The following is a 17,957-nucleotide window of genomic DNA, read 5'->3' as shown; positions in this document are numbered from 1 at the left end:
CTACCTCATGCCGCCAGCGGCGCCATGAAAAAATTCGGGTGCAGTCTAATCAAGCTTGAACGCCGCGCACATTAACCCTTGGTCGCGTCGTAGGCTATTTTTCTCTGCACTACATGTACAACACATCATTTATGCAAACGGGCTACTGCCTGTTCACCTGGGCAAACGCCGGCGTGCTGCGGGAGACGAAACCATCGGCAACCCGGGTCACGAACACCGCGGCGATCCCGTGCTTGTGGGCAAACGCCCAGCCCCTTTCGGGCCCGAGGATAAACAACAAGGTCGAATACCCATCGGCCATCAGCGTCGATCGGTCAAACACCGTCACCGACGCCAGGTCGTGTTTCACCGGTTGCCCCTGGCGTGCATCGAAGGTGTGTGAATAGCGCTGGCCATTCTCCTCGAAATAATTGCGATAGTCACCGGAGGTGGACACACCAAAACCGTCCACGGCCAGCACTTGCTGGGCAATCTGGCGATCCTCGCGAGGCAATTCCAGCGCCACTTTCCAGCGGCTGCCATCGGGTTTGCGCCCGATCGCCTTGAGCTCGCCCGTGGCCTCGACCAGCAAATCCGCGATGCCCAGGGCTTTTAGCCGCTCCACCAGCAAGTCAACCGCATGCCCGGCGGCGATACTGTTGAAGTCCACTTCCACCGGTGCATCCTTGCACAGCTGCTCGCCCACTATGCGCAAATGCCCATGCCCGACCCGCTGGCGAGTGGCAGCCAGAGCCTGGGCATCCGGTACTTTTTCCATACGCGACTGCGGACCGAAGCCCCACAGGTCGAGCAAGGGTTCCACGGTCAGGTCAAAGGCGCCGTCACTCTGCTGCGCCAGTCGCTCGCCAACCCGCACCAGTTCCAGCACATCGGCCGGCATTGGCTGGCAGCTATTGGCCGGCAGCCTGTTGAAGGCTTCGGTCAACGAGTCGCTGCGGTAAGTGGAAAAACGCCTGTCGACGCCTTCGAGAATCCGCTCGACCTCGCGCCTGACCTGCTCCGGCGCCGGCCCCTGGGGCCTACGCACATACTGCACGGTGTAGCTGCTGCCCATGGTCGGGCCACTGATACGCTCGAGGGTGTCGCCCTGCCCGCATCCGGCCAGGCTCAGCAACGCGCCGATCAACACTGCTTTGCGCATCCAGCCTCCTGGGAAAATTCAGGCAAAAAAAACGGGAACCCTGAGGTTCCCGTCTTTCACGATCAAGCCAAGCTTAGCGTGGGAAAGCAGGCGGATTGACGCCAGCCATGTCTTCCATCACGCGCACTACCTGGCAGCTGTAACCGAATTCGTTGTCGTACCAGACGTACAGGACAACACGGTTATCGTTGCAGATGGTGGCTTCGGCATCGACCACACCGGCGTGGCGGGAACCGACGAAGTCGGTGGAGACCACTTCCTGGGAGCTCACGTAGTCGATCTGCTTGTGCAGGTCCGAGTGCATGGCCATCTGGCGCAGGTACTCGTTGATCTCTTCGCGGTTGGTGGCTTTTTCCAGGTTCAGGTTCAGGATAGCCATCGACACGTTCGGCGTTGGTACGCGGATCGCGTTGCCGGTCAGCTTGCCCTTGAGCACTGGCAGTGCCTTGGCGGCTGCAGTGGCGGCACCGGTCTCGGTGATAACCATGTTCAGCGGCGCGGCGCGGCCACGACGGCTGCCCTTGTGGAAGTTGTCGATCAGGTTCTGGTCGTTGGTGAACGAGTGAACGGTTTCAACGTGACCGTTGATGATACCGAACTTGTCATTGACCGCCTTGAGCACAGGAACGATGGCGTTGGTGGTGCAGGAAGCCGCGGAGATGATCTTGTCATCAGCGCTGATTTCGCCATGGTTGATGCCGTGCACGATGTTCTTCAGCGCGCCCTTGCCAGGTGCGGTGAGGATCACGCGGGCAGCGCCCGGGCAGGCCAGGTGCTGGCCCAGGCCATCGGCGTCACGCCATACACCGGTGTTGTCGACGATCAGGGCATTGTCGATGCCATACTGGGTGTAGTCGACTTCGCTCGGGTTCTTGGCGTAGATAACCTGGATCAGGTTGCCGTTGGCGGTGATGGTGTTGTTGGCTTCGTCGATGGTGATGGTGCCATCGAACGGGCCGTGCACCGAGTCACGACGCAGCAGGCTGGCACGCTTGACCAGATCGTTCTCGGCGCCTTTGCGCACGACGATGGCGCGCAGACGCAGGCCGTCGCCACCACCGGTTTTCTCGATCAGGATACGCGCCAGCAGACGGCCGATACGACCGAAGCCGTACAGCACGACGTCGGTACCTTTGCGCGCCGAAGCGTTTTGCTGGCCAACCACGTCAGCCATTTCTTCACGCACGAATTGCTCGGCGGTACGGCCGTTGCCTTCTTGCTTGAACTTGTTGGCCAGCTTGCCCAGGTCGACCGAAGCGGCGCCCAGTTTCAGCTCGCTCATGGCTTTGAGCAGCGGGAATGTCTCGTGTACAGACAGTTCGGTTTCGTCGGTCTGGCGATGACGGGCAAAGCGGTGCGCTTTGAGGATCGAGATCACCGAGCGGTTGATCAGGCTACGGCCATAGATCGAGCTCACCACATTGTTATTGCGGTAGAGCTGACCGATAAGCGGGATCATCGCTTCTGCAAGCGCTTCACGATCAATCCACTCACCAAGACACTGGTCGGGCTTCTGAGTCACGGGAACCTTCCACATGTAGGGACAGAAAAAAGGGGCTACATTATGACGCCCCGCAGCCCATCGAGCAATGAGCGCCTGTCGCCAGCATCGCACTACATGCTTTTAGCCTGCACAAACCTGACAGCGCGGGCCTGCGCCCGGTACAATTGGCGTCTTTGTCGCAACGCTTGGAGCTCGACCTCCCGTGCCTGTTCTGCGTCTACCGCACCTGCCGGCCACTGCCGGCAAACAAACCTGGGGCAACCTGCCGGGCGCCGCCCTGAGCCTGGCCATTGCCGAAGCGGCCAGCGCCGCCAAACGCTTCACCCTGCTGTTGACCGCCGACAGCCAGAGTGCTGACCGCCTCGAGCAGGAGCTGCGTTTCTTTGCGCCCGAACTGCCGGTGCTGCCGTTCCCCGATTGGGAAACCCTGCCCTACGACCTGTTCTCGCCGCACCAGGACATCATCTCCCAGCGCATCTCCAGCCTGTACCGGCTGCCGGAGCTCGATCACGGCATTCTCGTGGTGCCGATCACCACGGCCCTGCATCGCCTGGCGCCGACGCGTTTCTTGCTCGGCAGCAGCCTGGTGCTGGACATCGGCCAGAAGCTTGATGTCGAGCAGATGCGTACGCGCCTTGAAGCCAGCGGCTACCGCTGTGTCGACACGGTCTACGAGCATGGCGAATTCGCCGTGCGCGGCGCCTTGATCGACCTGTTCCCGATGGGCAGCAAGCTGCCGTACCGCATCGACCTGTTCGATGACGAAATCGAGACCCTGCGCACCTTCGACCCGGAAACCCAGCGCTCGATCGACAAGGTCGAGTCGGTGCGGCTGCTGCCGGCCCGCGAGTTCCCGCTGCAAAAAGATGCGGTGACGCGCTTCAAGGCGCGCTTTCGCGAGCGTTTCGACGTTGATTTTCGCCGCTGCCCGATCTTCCAGGACCTCTCCAGCGGCATCACCCCGGCCGGTATCGAGTACTACCTGCCGCTGTTCTTCGACGACACCTCGACCCTGTTCGACTACCTGCCCCAGGACACCCAGGTGTTCTCCCTGCCGGGCGTCGAGCAGGCCGCCGAGCACTTCTGGAGCGATGTGCGCAACCGTTACGAGGAGCGGCGCATCGACCCGGCGCGGCCGCTGCTGCCGCCGGCCGAGCTGTTCCTGCCGGTGGAAGACTGCTTTGCCCGGCTCAAAAGCTGGCCACGGGTGGTGGTCAGCCAGGATGACGTCGACAGCGGCGTCGGCCGCGAACGCTTCCCGGCCCAGGTCCTGCCCAACCTCGCCATCGAAGCCAAGGCCAATCAGCCACTGGCGGCGCTGTCGGGTTTTCTTGAGCAATTCCCCGGCCGCGTGCTGTTTACCGCCGAATCGGCGGGCCGTCGCGAGGTGCTGCTGGAGCTGCTCGAGCGCCTGAAGCTGCGCCCGCAAACCGTCGACAGCTGGAGCGCCTTCGTCGCCGGCAAGGCGCGCCTGGCAATCACCATCGCCCCGCTCGACGAAGGCCTGCTGCTGGATGACCCGGCCATTGCCCTGGTTGCCGAGAGCCCGCTGTTCGGCCAACGGGTGATGCAGCGCCGGCGCCGCGACAAGCGCAGCGACGCCAACAACGATGCGGTGATCAAGAACCTCACCGAGCTGCGCGAAGGCGCACCGGTGGTGCATATCGATCACGGCGTAGGCCGCTACCTGGGCCTGGCGACCCTGGAAATCGACAATCAGGCCGCCGAGTTCCTCACCCTCGAGTACGCCGAGGGCGCCAAGCTCTACGTGCCGGTGGCCAACCTGCACCTGATCGCCCGCTACACCGGCAGCGACGATGCCCTGGCACCGCTGCACCGGCTCGGTTCCGAAGCCTGGCAGAAAGCCAAGCGCAAGGCCGCCGAACAGGTACGCGACGTGGCCGCCGAACTGCTCGACATCTATGCGCGCCGCGCCGCGCGCAAAGGCTATGCCTTCGCCGATCCGTCGGTGGATTACGCCACCTTCAGCGCCGGCTTTCCCTTCGAAGAAACCCCGGACCAGCAGAGCGCCATCGAAGCGGTGCGCGAGGACATGCTCGCGGCCAAGCCGATGGACCGCCTGGTGTGCGGCGATGTTGGCTTCGGCAAGACCGAAGTGGCCATGCGCGCGGCGTTCATTGCCGTGCACGGCGGCCGTCAGGTAGCGATTCTGGTGCCTACCACCCTGCTCGCCCAGCAGCACTACAACAGCTTTCGCGACCGCTTTGCCGACTGGCCGGTGACGGTCGAAGTGATGAGCCGCTTCAAGTCGCCCAAGGAAGTTGCCGCCGCCGTGGCGGACCTGGCCGAAGGCAAGATCGACATCGTCATCGGCACCCACAAGCTGTTGCAGGACGACGTCAAGATCAAGGACCTGGGCCTGGTGATCATCGACGAAGAACACCGTTTCGGCGTGCGCCAGAAAGAACAGCTCAAGGCCCTGCGCAGCGAGGTGGACATTCTTACCCTGACCGCCACGCCGATCCCGCGCACCCTGAACATGGCCGTGGCCGGCATGCGCGACCTGTCGATCATCGCCACGCCGCCGGCACGCCGGCTGTCGGTGCGCACCTTCGTCATGGAACAGAACAAGAGCACGGTCAAAGAGGCGCTGCTGCGTGAGCTGCTGCGCGGCGGCCAGGTGTACTACCTGCACAACGATGTAAAGAGCATCGAAAAATGCGCCGCCGACCTTGCCGAGCTGGTACCGGAAGCACGCATCGGCATCGGTCACGGACAGATGCGCGAACGCGACCTCGAACAGGTGATGAGCGACTTCTACCACAAGCGCTTCAACGTGCTGATCGCCTCGACCATCATCGAGACCGGCATCGACGTGCCGAGCGCCAACACCATCATCATCGAGCGCGCCGACAAGTTCGGCCTGGCCCAGTTGCACCAGTTGCGCGGCCGGGTCGGCCGTAGTCACCACCAGGCCTATGCCTACCTGCTCACCCCGCCGCGCCAGCAGATCACCCCGGACGCCGAGAAGCGCCTGGAAGCCATCGCCAATACCCAAGACCTGGGCGCAGGCTTCGTCCTGGCCACCAATGACCTGGAAATCCGCGGCGCCGGCGAACTGCTCGGCGAAGGCCAGAGCGGGCAGATCCAGGCAGTCGGTTTTACCCTGTACATGGAAATGCTCGAGCGCGCGGTCAAGGCCATCCGCAAGGGTACCCAGCCGAACCTCGACCAGCCGTTGGGCGGCGGGCCGGAAATCAACCTGCGCTTGCCGGCACTGATTCCCGAGGACTACCTGCCGGATGTGCATGCGCGATTGATCCTCTACAAGCGCATCGCCTCGGCGGTGGACGAAGACGGCCTCAAGGACCTGCAGGTCGAGATGATCGACCGCTTCGGCCTGCTGCCGGAGCCGACCAAGAACCTGGTGCGCCTGACCCTGCTCAAGCTGCAGGCAGAGAAACTCGGCATCAAGAAAGTCGACGCCGGGCCCAATGGCGGCAAGCTCGAGTTCGAGGCGCAGACCCCGGTCGATCCACTGGTGCTGATCAAGCTGATCCAGGGCCAGCCCAAGCGCTACAAGTTCGAAGGCGCTACCCAGTTCAAGTTCATGGTGCCGATGGAGCGCCCGGAAGAACGCTTCAACAACCTTGAGGCGCTGTTCGAGCGCCTGACCCCACAATCTGCGTGAAGGAAGTTCCATGCGTGTAATGCGTAACCTGACCCTGCTGCTGGCGCTGATTGCCCCGGCGGCCTTTGCCGATGGCATTTATCAGGTCGAAATGATCCTGGTACGGCAAAACGCCGTGCCGGCGATCACCATCAAGTCGGCTCCGGAAGACTGGCGCAACGGCGCCCAGATCATCCAGGAAGGTAACCTGCGCCAACCCGCGCTGAATGAAGAAGCGACCAAGCTTGCGGCCGACCCGCAGTACACCGTGCTGCTGCACAAGGCCTGGAAACAGGACGCCGGCACAGTGGCGATCAGCGACGGCGAAGAGCACTTCGGCCAGTTCTCCATCGCCGGCAACCTGAGCATCAAGGAAGAGCGCTTTATTACCGCGAACGCCAAGTTCTGGGTCAACCAGTTCGACGGCAACGGCAGCGTGATCCAGAGCGAAGCGTTCAAGCAGAGCAACAGCAACATCAAAAATGGCGAGCTGACCTTTCTCGACGGCGGCCACCTGGCCGTGCTGCTGAAAGTTACCGCCAACCGGCCAGTCAGCGCCCCCGCTGCGCCTGCGGAGATGATGGAGCAGTAACCGATGCACAACGCCCTGCGCCAGCTGCTTGAGAATGACGACTGGGCCCACGCCTTCAACCCGAAGGCCCTGGCCAAAGGGTTCGACTACGCAACCGAGCATCGCGTCAGCATTGTTTCCCAGAGCGACGACTTGATTGTCTCGCTGTGTCGCGGCTCGGGAAACAACGCCTACAGACAGGAAATCTTGCTGGAGGGCCCTGCAGACTCGGCCTCTATCCAGGCCTATTGCAGTTGCCCGGTCAGTTACAACTGCAAGCACTGCGCCGCGGCCTTGTACCTGCTGACCGAACAGATGGCGCAGCACAGCGGCGCCGAGCAGGATGACAGCGAGCGCCTGAGCCCGCCCCTGGAAAACTGGATCGACAGACTGTCCAAGGCCGACCTCGACACGGAAAAACCCGCCAGCGGCGTCGGACGCATCATGGTGTACGAGCTTGACCTGATGCCAGAGGGGAAAGCCGTTATTACCCCGTACACCTGCAACCGCCGCAAGGATGGCAGCCTCACGGACTTCAAGCCGGTGCCGTATCCAGACGAAGTGCTGCGGCAAAAGCCACGCTACCTGAGCGAGGCCGATGCAAAACTTCTGCGCAGAGTCGTCGCGCGCGCCGGTGGGCGCCTATATCAGCAGCGTACCGCTGGACGGCACGGAAGGCGCCGAGCTGCTCGAACAAGCCATCGCCACCGAACGGCTGATCCTGGCAACCAGCCTGCAACCCATCCGGCCCGGCCCGCCGCTGGACTGCGAGTTCCGCTGGGAAAAACTGCCCAACGATGACTACCGAGGTTGCTGGTACAGCCAAGGCAGGCTGCTCAACCAGGTACTGGCATTGCAACCGCTGTACTACTTTGATCCGGCCGAGGAAAGGATCGGTCGCCTGCGACACAGCTATGATCAAGTCACTGCCTCTTACCTCGCTGCGGCACCGGCGGTTCCAGAGGACCAGGTGGTAAAATTCAGCCACCGGATCCACACCCTCAATCGGCAGATCCCAACCCCCAGAACATTGAGCGAGAAGATCATCGACGGTATTGCCCCCACGCCCCACCTGATCCTGGGCAGCCACGAGTTCAGCGCCTACGTGCCGCAAACCGGCCGCATGCAGCGCCAGCACCAGCACCGGGCGGCGCTGTCGTTCAACTATGACGGCATTCGCGCCAGTGGCAGGCAAGGCAAGGAAGTCAGCCGTCTGGATGGCACCACCAGTCAGCGCATACAGCGCCACGCCGAAGCCGAAAGCCAGCTCCGTCTGACCCTGCAGCGCCTGGGCTTCAAGGTCGCCACCCGGCAAAGCAAGGCCTTGCCAGAGAGCGCCGGCGACCTGCTGGAACTGGCCTCCGAAGCGGCCTGGCTACGTTTCATGCTCAACGATCTACCCAGCCTGCGCGAGCAAGGCTGGGAGATCGAGTACACCGAGGACTTCGCCTTCAACCTCGCCGAGGTTGACGACTGGTATGCGCACATCGACGAAGCCAGTGGTCGCGACTGGTTCGACCTGGAGTTGGGTATCGAAGTCAACGGCCAGCGCCTGAGCCTGTTGCCAATCCTGCTCAATGTACTGCGCAGCCACCCGGAGCTGCTCAATCCGGCGCAACTGCAAAAGCGCCGCGATGATGAACAGTTGCTGGTGCAGATTCACGCCCCCGCCGGCGAAGCACGGCGCAACCTGCAAGTGGCCCTGCCCTACGGCCGACTCAAGCCGGTACTGGCTACGCTCGGCGATTTTTATCTGCGTGAGCCGGGCGAAACCAGCGTGCGCCTGCCGACGCTCGACGCCACCCGCCTCAACGCCCTGGATGACCTGCCGCTGAGCTGGCAAGGTGGCGAACTGGTGCGCAGCCTGGGCGAGCGCCTGCGCGATATTCGCCTGCAGCCGGCGCAAACCCCGGACGGCCTCAACGCCACCCTGCGCCCCTATCAGCTCGAAGGCCTGAGCTGGATGCAGGCCCTGCGCGAGCTGCAGGTCGGCGGCATCCTCGCCGACGACATGGGCCTGGGCAAAACCTTGCAAACCCTCGCCCACTTGCTCAGCGAAAAGAACGCCGGACGCCTGAACCGCCCGGCGATGGTGGTGATGCCCACCAGCCTGATCCCCAACTGGCAGGACGAAGCCGAACGCTTCGCCCCCGGCTTGCGCGTACTGGCCCTGCAGGGCATTGGCCGGCGCAAGCATTTCGACACGCTGCAGGATTACGACCTGCTGTTGACCACCTATGCCCTGCTGCCCAAGGACCTGGCGCACTTCAAGGGCCTGATGCTGCATGTGCTGATCCTCGATGAGGCGCAGTACATCAAAAGCCCGAACAGCAAGGCGGCCCAGGCGGCGCGCCAGCTCGAAGCCCGTCAGCGCCTGTGCCTGAGCGGCACGCCGCTGGAAAACCACCTGGGCGAGCTGTGGTCGCTGTTTCACTTCCTGCTGCCTGGCTGGCTGGGCGATGCCAAAGCCTTCAATCGCGACTACCGGGTGCCGATCGAGCGCCAGGGCAACGATGAGCGCCTGCAACACCTGAATGCGCGAATCAAGCCCTTCCTGCTCAGGCGCACCAAGGAACAGGTGGCCACCGAGTTGCCGGCCAAGACCGAAATGATCCACTGGGTCGAGCTCAGCGATGCCCAGCGCGACGTGTACGAAACCATGCGCCTGGCCATGGACCAGAAAGTCCGCGCCGAAATCACCCGCAAGGGCGTGGCGCGCAGCCAAATCATCATCCTCGAAGCGCTGCTCAAGCTGCGCCAGGTGTGCTGCGACCTGCGCCTGATCAACAGCGAAGCCTCGACCGCGCGCGGCGCGCACTCAGGCAAGCTGGCCAGCCTGATGGAGATGCTCGAGGAGCTGATGGCCGAAGGCCGGCGCGTGCTACTGTTTTCACAGTTCACCAGCATGTTGCGGCTGATCGAGGCCGAACTGCAGCAACGCGGCATCGCCTATGCCCTGCTGACCGGCGAGACCCGCGATCGCCGGGCGCCGGTGCAGGCCTTTCAAAGCGGGCAGTTGCAGATCTTTCTGATCAGCCTCAAGGCTGGCGGCGTTGGCTTGAACCTGACGGCGGCGGACACTGTGATCCACTACGACCCGTGGTGGAACCCGGCTGCGGAAAACCAGGCCACCGACCGCGCCTATCGCATTGGCCAGGAGAAGCCGGTGTTCGTCTACAAGCTGATAACCCGGGGCACGGTGGAAGAGAAGATCCAGCAGTTGCAGCTGGAGAAATCAGCGCTGGCGGCGGGCGTGCTGGACGGGCGGCAGGCGGGGGACTGGCGTTTGGCGGCGGAGGATATCGATGCGCTGTTTGCGCCGTTGCCGGGGAAGCGGCACGGCACAAGATCCGGTTGAACTCATCGCGGGTCAAGCCCGCTCCCACAGAAGATTGCGATCCTCTGTGGGAGCGGGCTTGACCCGCGATTGCCATCAATCGACCAGCTGCGCTTCCTTGAGCGCCCCCAGCGCCTCCAGCCAGCGCGGCTGCTGACGGTAGTCGGTGCGGGCAAAGCCCTGCCCGCGCATCTGTGCGATGCGTGGCGACGGCTTGACCTTCAGGCGCTGGGCCGCCGTCAGGGCCAGTTCGGCCGCTGCGCGGTCGTTGCACACCAGGCCCATGTCGCAACCTGCGCTCAGCGCCGCTTCGATCCGGCTGGCCGCATCACCGACCACGTGGGCGCCGGCCATGGACAGGTCATCACTGAAGATCACCCCATTGAAGCCCAGCTCGCCGCGCAGGATGTCCTGCAACCAGCGTCGGGAGAAACCGGCCGGCTGATTGTCGACCTGCGGGTAGATCACGTGGGCCGGCATCACTGCCGCCATCTGCCCGCTCAAGCGGGTGAACGGCACCAGGTCGGCCGCGCGGATCTGCTCCAGGCTGCGCTCGTCGGTGGGGATTGCCACATGGGAGTCGGCCTCGGCCCAGCCATGGCCAGGGAAGTGCTTGCCACAGGCGGCCATGCCCGCGGCGTTCATGCCGCGAATAAAAGCACCGGCCAAGAGCGTGGCGCGCTGCGGATCACCTTCGAAGGCGCGACTGCCAACCACGGCGCTGCGCTGGTGATCGAGGTCCAGCACCGGGGCGAAACTCAGGTCCAGGCCCACAGCCAGCACTTCAGTGGCCATCAGCCAACCACACTGCTCGGCCAGGTACTCGGCGTTGTCGTTGTCGGCAATCGCCCGCATCGCCGGCAGGCGCACAAAGCCCTGGCGCAGGCGCTGGACGCGACCGCCCTCCTGGTCCACCGCCAGGATCAGCTCCGGGCGAATGGCGCGGATCGAGGCGCACAGCTCGCGCACCTGGCGCGGGCTTTCAATGTTGCGGGCAAAGATGATCAGGCCGGCCACTTCGGGCTGGCGCAATAGCTGGCGATCCTCGGCGGTCAGCCAGGTACCGGCGATGTCGACCATCAGGGAGCCTTGCAGGCTGGCACTCATAATTGATCCTTCAGTTGACGCTGATGTGAGCCCATTGGGGGCATGCGGCTTCGTCGATCTGCACCGGGCAATGCACCGGCACCTGGTCGAACAGGTTCAGCAGGTCGGCGTTGCGCAAGCGCACGCAGCCATGGGACAACGGCACGCCCATAGGTTCGCTATCGGGGGTGCCATGCAGGTAGATGTAACGACCAAAGGTGTCGACCGGCCCCAGGCGATTGACGCCCGGCTCGCAACCGCTGAGCCAGAGTATGCGCGAGAGGATCCAGTCGCGACCGGGAAATTGTTCATGCAGTTCGGGCGACCAGGTCTCGCCGGTCCAGCGCCGCCCGCGCAGCACCGCGCCTTGCGGCAGACCGGCACCGATCTTGGCGCGCACCTGATGGCGCCCCCGCGGCGTGCAACCCGAGCCATTGAGCTCACCGGCGCCATTACGCGCAGTGGAAATCTCAAGACGCAGGCGCAACTGCCCCTGGGTGAACCCATAGAGGCGTTGATCAGCAAGGGAAATGTGCAGGAAATCGAGACTGGCCATGGGGCGCTAGCTTAGCCGATGCGGCTCGCCGCGCCCAGCCGTGGCATCAGGCCTTGGCCGCGACCGATGCGCTGGTGGACTTGCTGCGCGGGCGCAGTTGCGCGGCAGCCATGGCTTCGTCGGTGACGCCGCTGTCGGCGCGCATGCCGGCGGCCAGGAACGGCACCATCAGGCGCATGACCTGCTCGATTGAGGTATTGATGCCGAAATCGGTTTCGGCAATGGCGCGCAGAGCCTTGATCCCGGACATGCTGAACGCCGCGGCGCCGAGCATGAAGTGCACGCGCCAGAACAGCTCGATCGGCGGAATGCGCGGTGCGGCTTCGTTGACCAGCAGCATGTAGCGGCGGAACACCTTGCCGTACATGTCTTCAAGGTAACGGCGCAGGTGGCCCTGGCTCTGGCTGAAGGCCAGGCCCAGCAGGCGCATGAAGATCGACAGGTCGTTGCCGCTGCGCGGCTGTACCACCAGCGCCTGCTCGACCAGCATCTCCAGCAGTTCTTCAAGGGTGGGCTTTTGCTCGGGGCGCGCCTGACGACGCTCCAGTTCGCGCTCAAGGCTTGCGCAGAACGGGCCGAGGAAGCGCGAGAAGACCGCCTGGATCAGGGCCTTCTTCGAACCGAAATGGTAGTTCACCGCCGCCAGGTTGACGCCGGCCTTGCTGGTGATCAGCCGTAATGAGGTTTCGGCAAAACCTTTTTCCGCGAACAACTGCTCGGCAGCATCGAGAATGCGTTCTACGGTTTCCGACTGGGCCATGACTACTCCGCCTGACAAACACTTGTTTGAAACATACGTTTCAAAGCAGGGATTTGTCAAGTCCGCGCAGCCGTTTTGCGGCCATGGGGTCACGTATTAAACCATAGCTGCAAGCCACACGCTGCAAGCTGCAAGAGCGCCCTGCCGGCTTTTCTTGGAGCTTGACGCTTGCAGCTTGCCACCCACTGTATATAATCCCAGTCACTGTATAAAAAGACAGAGCGATCGACATGCTAAAACTGACGCCACGCCAAGCTGAGATTCTGGCTTTTATCAAACGCTGCCTGGAAGACAACGGCTTCCCGCCGACCCGCGCCGAGATCGCCCAGGAGCTGGGCTTCAAATCGCCCAACGCCGCTGAAGAGCACCTCAAGGCCCTGGCCCGCAAGGGCGCGATCGAAATGACCCCAGGGGCGTCACGGGGCATTCGCATCCCCGGCTTCGAAGCCAAGCCCGACGACAGCGGCCTGCCGATCATTGGCCGGGTGGCAGCCGGTGCACCGATCCTCGCCCAGCAACACATCGAAGAATCCTGCAACATCAACCCGGCGTTCTTCCATCCCCGCGCCGACTACCTGCTGCGCGTTCACGGCATGAGCATGAAAGACGTCGGCATCGTCGACGGCGACCTGCTGGCCGTACACACCTGCCGCGAAGCCCGTAATGGCCAGATCGTCGTCGCCCGCATTGGCGATGAAGTCACGGTCAAGCGCTTCAAACGCGAAGGCAGCAAGGTCTGGCTGATTGCCGAGAACCCCGAATTCGCTCCCATCGAAGTCAACCTGAAAGACCAGGATCTGGTGATCGAGGGCTTGAGTGTCGGCGTCATACGCCGGTAAAGGAGGCATCATGCAGTTTCCCCCTGCGTCACAGAACGTACCGCTGCAAGCACAATTGCCACTGTTCGAAGCATTCCTGGCCCAGCCGGTGCTGCCCGGACTGAAAAATACCAAGCCAGCGCCCCACCCCGGCGCGGCCCAGGTTTTCAGCGAGCTGTCTTTGCGTGGCGCACTGGGTAGCTGCCAGAGCCTGCTGGCCCCGATGCTGCGCGACTTGAGTGAATTGAGCGAAGAGCATGACGCTCGCTGGCTGACCCTGATCGCCCCGCCCGCGAGCCTGACCCAGGCCTGGCTGCGTGAGGCCGGGCTTAACCGCGAACGCATCCTGCTGCTGCAACCGCGAGGCAACCAGAGTGCTTTGCAGCTGGCCTGCGAGGCGCTGCGCCTGGGCCGCAGCCACACCGTGGTCAGCTGGCTCAACACCGTCAGCAGCAGCGCCCGCCAGCAACTGAGCAATGCCGCTCGTGCTGGAGACGCACAAAGCCTGAACATCCGCCTTGGCTGATATTCAGGCCTGTTTCAATCGTTGAAATTCGCCAGGCTTCCTCAGGACGAGGAAGCCCTGCAGGCGATCAGTGCAGGACCCGCGACCCGTCGTCGCGCTCGATCTCGCCTTCTACCAGCTTGCCAGCCATCTGCACGCCAACACTGAGCATGGCCTTGGCCACTTCCACGTGCTGACCTTGCAAAAAGGCTTTGGCGTCCTCGGAGAAATCCAGGGTTACCAACGAACCCTCGTCCTCGGCACGGCGCAGCTCGATCCGGCCATCAGGCAACTCGACAATTTCTAGAAAGGACGTTGGCATAAGGGGCTGTTCTCCACGAAAGGCCGGCATTGTACCAGCCACTGCCCCAATCAGCACTCACTCAAACCTTCACGAAAACGAACCGTAAGACCCTTGAGATTCTGCCGCCAGTTTTCCAGCTCTTCGCGCGACAGCGCTGGCGCCTCGGGTTCATCGAGGCTCACCGCCTGGATCAGCGGTTGGGTAACGTCGGTTTTTGGTGCTTTTTTCGCGACCGGCGGTCGGAACAAATCGGCATAAGCGCCGAGCAGTTGCGCCAGCCAGGTTTCGCGTTGCTCGGCCAGTTCGACCAGTTCGGCCATTTCTGGAATGGCGATGGCCTCAAGCACTTCACGGGTCAGCAGCAGCTCGGCACGGGGAGCGCCAGCCTGGGGCAAACGATAGAACCCGGCAATCTCGTGACACAGACCCAGCAGCGCGCCGTACAGGTGGAATAGCGCCGATTCGCGCTCGGCCTGGATCAACGCCTGGGCGTTCATGGCCCGGCTTTCCTGCGCCTTGCCAAGGGCTTCGAGGGCCAGGCCTGCGAAGTAAATCTTCTGGTTGGTGCGGGTATAGAGTTCCTGGGCCATCTGGGTGCCCTCCGAAAGGCTGCAAGGCGGTCTGTGAATTTACACCATTGCAGGCCTGAAAAGCATCGCGGGGCAAGCCCGCTCCCACAGGAGTTACTGTGGGAGCAGGCTTGCCCCGCGATTTTACCCAAGCCGCCAATCAGCGCTTGTCTTCGACCTTCCAGGCATTGCCGTCGTAGAACGCACGCCAGCCAGTCGGCTTGCCCTCAACCTCGGTCTGCACGTACTGCTCCTTGGTCTTGCGGCTGTAGCGGATGACCGCCGGGCGACCGTCCGGGTCCTTCTTCGGCGCTTCGCAGAGGAAGTGGTACTTCGGATCGATCTCGTCCTTGTGCGGGATGATCTCGATCACCAATGGCGCACGGGTCTCGCGGTTTTTCGGGAACTGGCTGGCAGCCAGGAACAACCCCGAAGCGCCGTCACGCAGCACGTAGGTGTCGTTGACCTTCTCGCACTTGAGCTCCGGCATCTTCACCGCGTCCATCTTCGGCGGCGCCGCCTCGCCGCTCTTGAGCAGCTTGCGGGTGTTCTTGCATTCGGCATTGGTGCAACCGAAGAACTTGCCGAAACGACCGGTCTTGAGCTGCATCTCGCTACCGCACTTGTCGCACTCCAGGCTCGGCCCTTCGTAGCCCTTGATGCGGTAGTTGCCTTCTTCGATCTCGTAGCCGGTGCAGTCAGGGTTGTTACCGCAGATGTGCAGCTTGCGCTTCTCATCGAGCAGGTAGGCATCCATGGCCGTCGAGCAGATCGGGCAACGGTGCTTGTTGAGCAGGACGCGCGACTCCGACTCACCCTCGTCATCAGCGGCGATTTCATCGCCCGGGACCAGGTTGACGGTGGCCTTGCAGCGCTCTTTGGGCGGCAGGCTGTAACCCGAGCAGCCGAGGAACACGCCGGTGGAGGCAGTGCGAATCATCATTGGCCGGCCACATTCCTTGCAGGCAATGTTGGTCAGGGTCGGCTGGTTGGCACGCATGCCCTTCTCGCCGTCCTCGGCCAGCTTCAGCTTGTTGCTGAAGTCGCCGTAGAACTCGTCGAGCACGTTCTTCCAGTCGCGCTCGCCCTGGGCCACGTCATCGAGGTTCTCTTCCATGCCGGCGGTAAAGCCGTAGTCCATCAGGTTGGAGAAGCTCTCGGACAGGCGCTCGGTGACGATGTCGCCCATCTTCTCGGAGTAGAAGCGGCGGTTGTGCAGGGTCACGTAGCCGCGATCCTGAATGGTCGAGATGATCGCAGCGTAAGTCGAAGGACGACCGATACCGCGCTTTTCCATCTCCTTGACCAGGCTGGCTTCGGAGTAACGCGCTGGCGGCTTGGTGAAATGCTGACTTGGGTCGAGCTGAATCAGCTTGAGCACTTCGCCCTGGTTCATTTCCGGCAACACATCGTCATCGCCCGGCTTGCTCTGTTGCGGCAATACCCGGGTGTAACCGTCGAACTTGAGGATACGGCCCTTGGCACGCAGCTCGAAGTTGCCGGCAGTGACGCTGACGGTGGTCGACAGGTACTGCGCCGGCGGCATCTGGCAGGCCAGGAACTGGCGCCAGATCAGCTCGTACAGACGCTCGGCGTCACGCTCCATGCCGCTGAGCTTGGTCGGATGAGTGTTGACGTCGGAAGGACGAATCGCTTCGTGCGCCTCCTGGGCACCCTCTTTGCTGCCGTAGACGATCGGCGCTTCAGGCAGGTACTTCTTGCCGAACTCGTTTTCGATGTAGCTACGGGCCATTTCCACCGCATCGACCGAGAGGTTGGTCGAGTCGGTACGCATGTAGGTGATGTAGCCGGCTTCGTACAGACGCTGGGCCATCATCATGGTTTTCTTCACGCCGAAGCCCAGGCGGTTGCTCGCGGCCTGCTGCAGGGTCGAGGTGATGAACGGCGCCGACGGCTTGCTGCTGGTCGGGCGGTCTTCACGCTTGGCCACGGTGTAGCTGGAGGACTTGAGCTGCGCAAGCGCTGCCATGGCCTGGGCTTCGTTCAACGGCTTGAAGGCCTCGCCGTTCTCGCGGGCCACTTCGAAACGCACCTTGGCGTCCTTGGCGGTACCGAGGTCGGCGTGCACTTCCCAGTACTCTTCAGGGATGAAGGCACGGATCTCGCGCTCACGCTCGACCACCAGCTTCACCGCTACCGACTGCACACGGCCGGCAGACAAGCCGCGGGCGATCTTGGCCCACAGCAGTGGCGAGACCATGTAGCCCACCACGCGGTCGAGGAAGCGTCGCGCCTGCTGGGCGTTGACCCGGTCGATATCCAGCTCGCCAGGCTGCGAGAACGCCTCCTGGATGGCTTTCTTGGTGATTTCGTTGAACACCACACGCTTGTAGCGGCTGTCATCACCACCGATGGCTTCGCGCAGGTGCCAGGCAATGGCTTCCCCCTCACGATCCAAGTCGGTTGCGAGATAGATGGTGTCGGCATCTTTGGCCAGGCGGCGCAGCTCGTCGATGACCTTCTCCTTGCCCGGGAGAATCTCGTACTTGGCTTTCCAGCCGTGGTCAGGGTCGACGCCCATGCGCGCGACCAGCTGCTTGCGCGCCTTCTCTTTCGGCGACAAGGCTGGCGCTTCGCCTGCGGCGGCCTTGCCACGCTTGGCGGCTGGCTCTTTGCTGGCGCTGGCCGAACCGCTGGTGGGCAGGTCTCGGATATGGCCGATACTCGACTTCACCACGTACTGGCTGCCCAGGTACTTGTTGATGGTCTTGGCCTTAGCCGGGGATTCCACAATGACCAGCGATTTGCCCATGGATCGGAAAATTCCTGAATACTGAAAATAAAAACACGGCAGGTACCTGACGCGGCACCGCTATATATAGTGGCAACAGAGTGAGGTCAAGCGCGGGGCTTTAGCCACCCTTGGCTTCGGACCCGGAAATCAGCCCGGTTTCAGCCTTGACCAAAGCAAAGCGCGGCACTTGCTCGCCGTCAACCTCGACCGACTCGAGAAACATCGAAAGTGGTCGCACCCAAAGGCCGAATTCGCCGTACAGGGCCTGGTAGAACACCACCCACTCTTCGGTCTCGGAATGGCGCGCGGCGCCGAACACACGATACTCAGGCCCCTTGTAATGCCGGTATACGCCTGGTTGTATCTGCATGTTGCTCACCCTCTTGAAAAAAATTTCCTGCAAAAACAAAAACCGGGGCA

At 62.7% G+C, this 17,957-nt stretch carries 13 protein-coding genes and 1 pseudogene; 5 read left to right on the top strand and 9 right to left on the bottom strand.

Annotated elements, in window-relative coordinates; genetic code table 11:
• Nucleotides 1-142: 142 nt before the first annotated feature.
• Together F8N82_RS06185 and F8N82_RS06180 are read right to left on the bottom strand one after the other, a co-directional pair.
• Nucleotides 143-1,141, bottom strand: a complete 999-nt coding sequence (locus tag F8N82_RS06185) for an FAD:protein FMN transferase (protein ID WP_038994351.1) — start codon at nt 1,139-1,141, stop codon at nt 143-145.
• A gap of 73 nt (nt 1,142-1,214) precedes the next feature.
• Nucleotides 1,215-2,678 (bottom strand): glyceraldehyde-3-phosphate dehydrogenase, encoded by a 1,464-nt coding sequence (locus F8N82_RS06180; RefSeq protein WP_038994349.1) that lies wholly within the window; start codon nt 2,676-2,678, stop codon nt 1,215-1,217.
• Nucleotides 2,679-2,847: 169 nt separating this feature from the next.
• On the opposite strand from F8N82_RS06180, the gene mfd reads away from it, so the two are divergent.
• The 3 genes and pseudogenes from mfd to F8N82_RS06160 all read left to right on the top strand — a co-directional run bounded on the left by mfd (nt 2,848) and on the right by F8N82_RS06160 (nt 10,205).
• Nucleotides 2,848-6,297: a transcription-repair coupling factor gene (mfd, locus tag F8N82_RS06175; protein WP_038994347.1), complete on the top strand. Its 3,450-nt coding sequence runs from the start codon at nt 2,848-2,850 to the stop codon at nt 6,295-6,297.
• A gap of 10 nt (nt 6,298-6,307) precedes the next feature.
• Entirely contained in the window at nt 6,308-6,868 is a 561-nt protein-coding gene (locus tag F8N82_RS06170; RefSeq protein WP_038994345.1) for a CsiV family protein, read from the top strand.
• 3 nt (nt 6,869-6,871) lie between these two features.
• A pseudogene (locus tag F8N82_RS06160) lies at nt 6,872-10,205 on the top strand (SNF2-related protein).
• Nucleotides 10,206-10,280: 75 nt separating this feature from the next.
• On the opposite strand, the gene nagZ reads toward F8N82_RS06160, so the two are convergent.
• From nagZ to F8N82_RS06145, 3 genes are read right to left on the bottom strand one after another with little or no spacing between them, the layout of a single operon-like run.
• On the bottom strand, nt 10,281-11,279 hold the full coding sequence (gene nagZ, locus F8N82_RS06155; protein WP_176470412.1) for a beta-N-acetylhexosaminidase: 999 nt from the start codon (nt 11,277-11,279) through the stop codon (nt 10,281-10,283).
• 22 nt (nt 11,280-11,301) lie between these two features.
• Nucleotides 11,302-11,826 (bottom strand): L,D-transpeptidase, encoded by a 525-nt coding sequence (locus F8N82_RS06150; RefSeq protein WP_038994341.1) that lies wholly within the window; start codon nt 11,824-11,826, stop codon nt 11,302-11,304.
• Between the two features lie 46 nt (nt 11,827-11,872).
• Nucleotides 11,873-12,586: a TetR/AcrR family transcriptional regulator gene (locus F8N82_RS06145; protein WP_038994339.1), complete on the bottom strand. Its 714-nt coding sequence runs from the start codon at nt 12,584-12,586 to the stop codon at nt 11,873-11,875.
• A 230-nt stretch (nt 12,587-12,816) separates the two neighbouring features.
• On the opposite strand from F8N82_RS06145, the gene lexA reads away from it, so the two are divergent.
• Together lexA and sulA are read left to right on the top strand one after the other, a co-directional pair.
• On the top strand, nt 12,817-13,425 hold the full coding sequence (lexA, locus tag F8N82_RS06140; RefSeq protein ID WP_038994337.1) for a transcriptional repressor LexA: 609 nt from the start codon (nt 12,817-12,819) through the stop codon (nt 13,423-13,425).
• Between the two features lie 10 nt (nt 13,426-13,435).
• A complete protein-coding gene (gene sulA / locus F8N82_RS06135) occupies nt 13,436-13,930 on the top strand; it encodes an SOS-induced cell division inhibitor SulA (protein ID WP_038994335.1) in 495 nt (164 codons plus the stop codon).
• Nucleotides 13,931-13,997: 67 nt separating this feature from the next.
• Here sulA and F8N82_RS06130 read toward each other — a convergent pair whose 3' ends face one another.
• The 4 genes from F8N82_RS06130 to F8N82_RS06115 form a co-directional block, all read right to left on the bottom strand.
• Entirely contained in the window at nt 13,998-14,231 is a 234-nt protein-coding gene (locus F8N82_RS06130) for a hypothetical protein (RefSeq protein ID WP_038994333.1), read from the bottom strand.
• Nucleotides 14,232-14,281: 50 nt separating this feature from the next.
• Entirely contained in the window at nt 14,282-14,803 is a 522-nt protein-coding gene (locus F8N82_RS06125) for a DUF6586 family protein (protein ID WP_038994332.1), read from the bottom strand.
• A 139-nt stretch (nt 14,804-14,942) separates the two neighbouring features.
• Nucleotides 14,943-17,555, bottom strand: coding sequence for a type I DNA topoisomerase (gene topA, locus F8N82_RS06120; RefSeq protein ID WP_038994330.1), 2,613 nt, complete (start codon nt 17,553-17,555; stop codon nt 14,943-14,945).
• Nucleotides 17,556-17,655: 100 nt separating this feature from the next.
• Entirely contained in the window at nt 17,656-17,907 is a 252-nt protein-coding gene (locus F8N82_RS06115; RefSeq protein ID WP_038999245.1) for a DUF1653 domain-containing protein, read from the bottom strand.
• Between the last annotated feature and the right edge of the window lie 50 nt (nt 17,908-17,957).

The organism is Pseudomonas fluorescens, from assembly GCF_902497775.2.
Classification (GTDB): domain Bacteria; phylum Pseudomonadota; class Gammaproteobacteria; order Pseudomonadales; family Pseudomonadaceae; genus Aquipseudomonas; species Aquipseudomonas putida_F.
The sequence above is the reverse complement of the archived record's forward strand: the minus strand, read 5'-3'. Positions and strand labels throughout refer to the sequence as shown.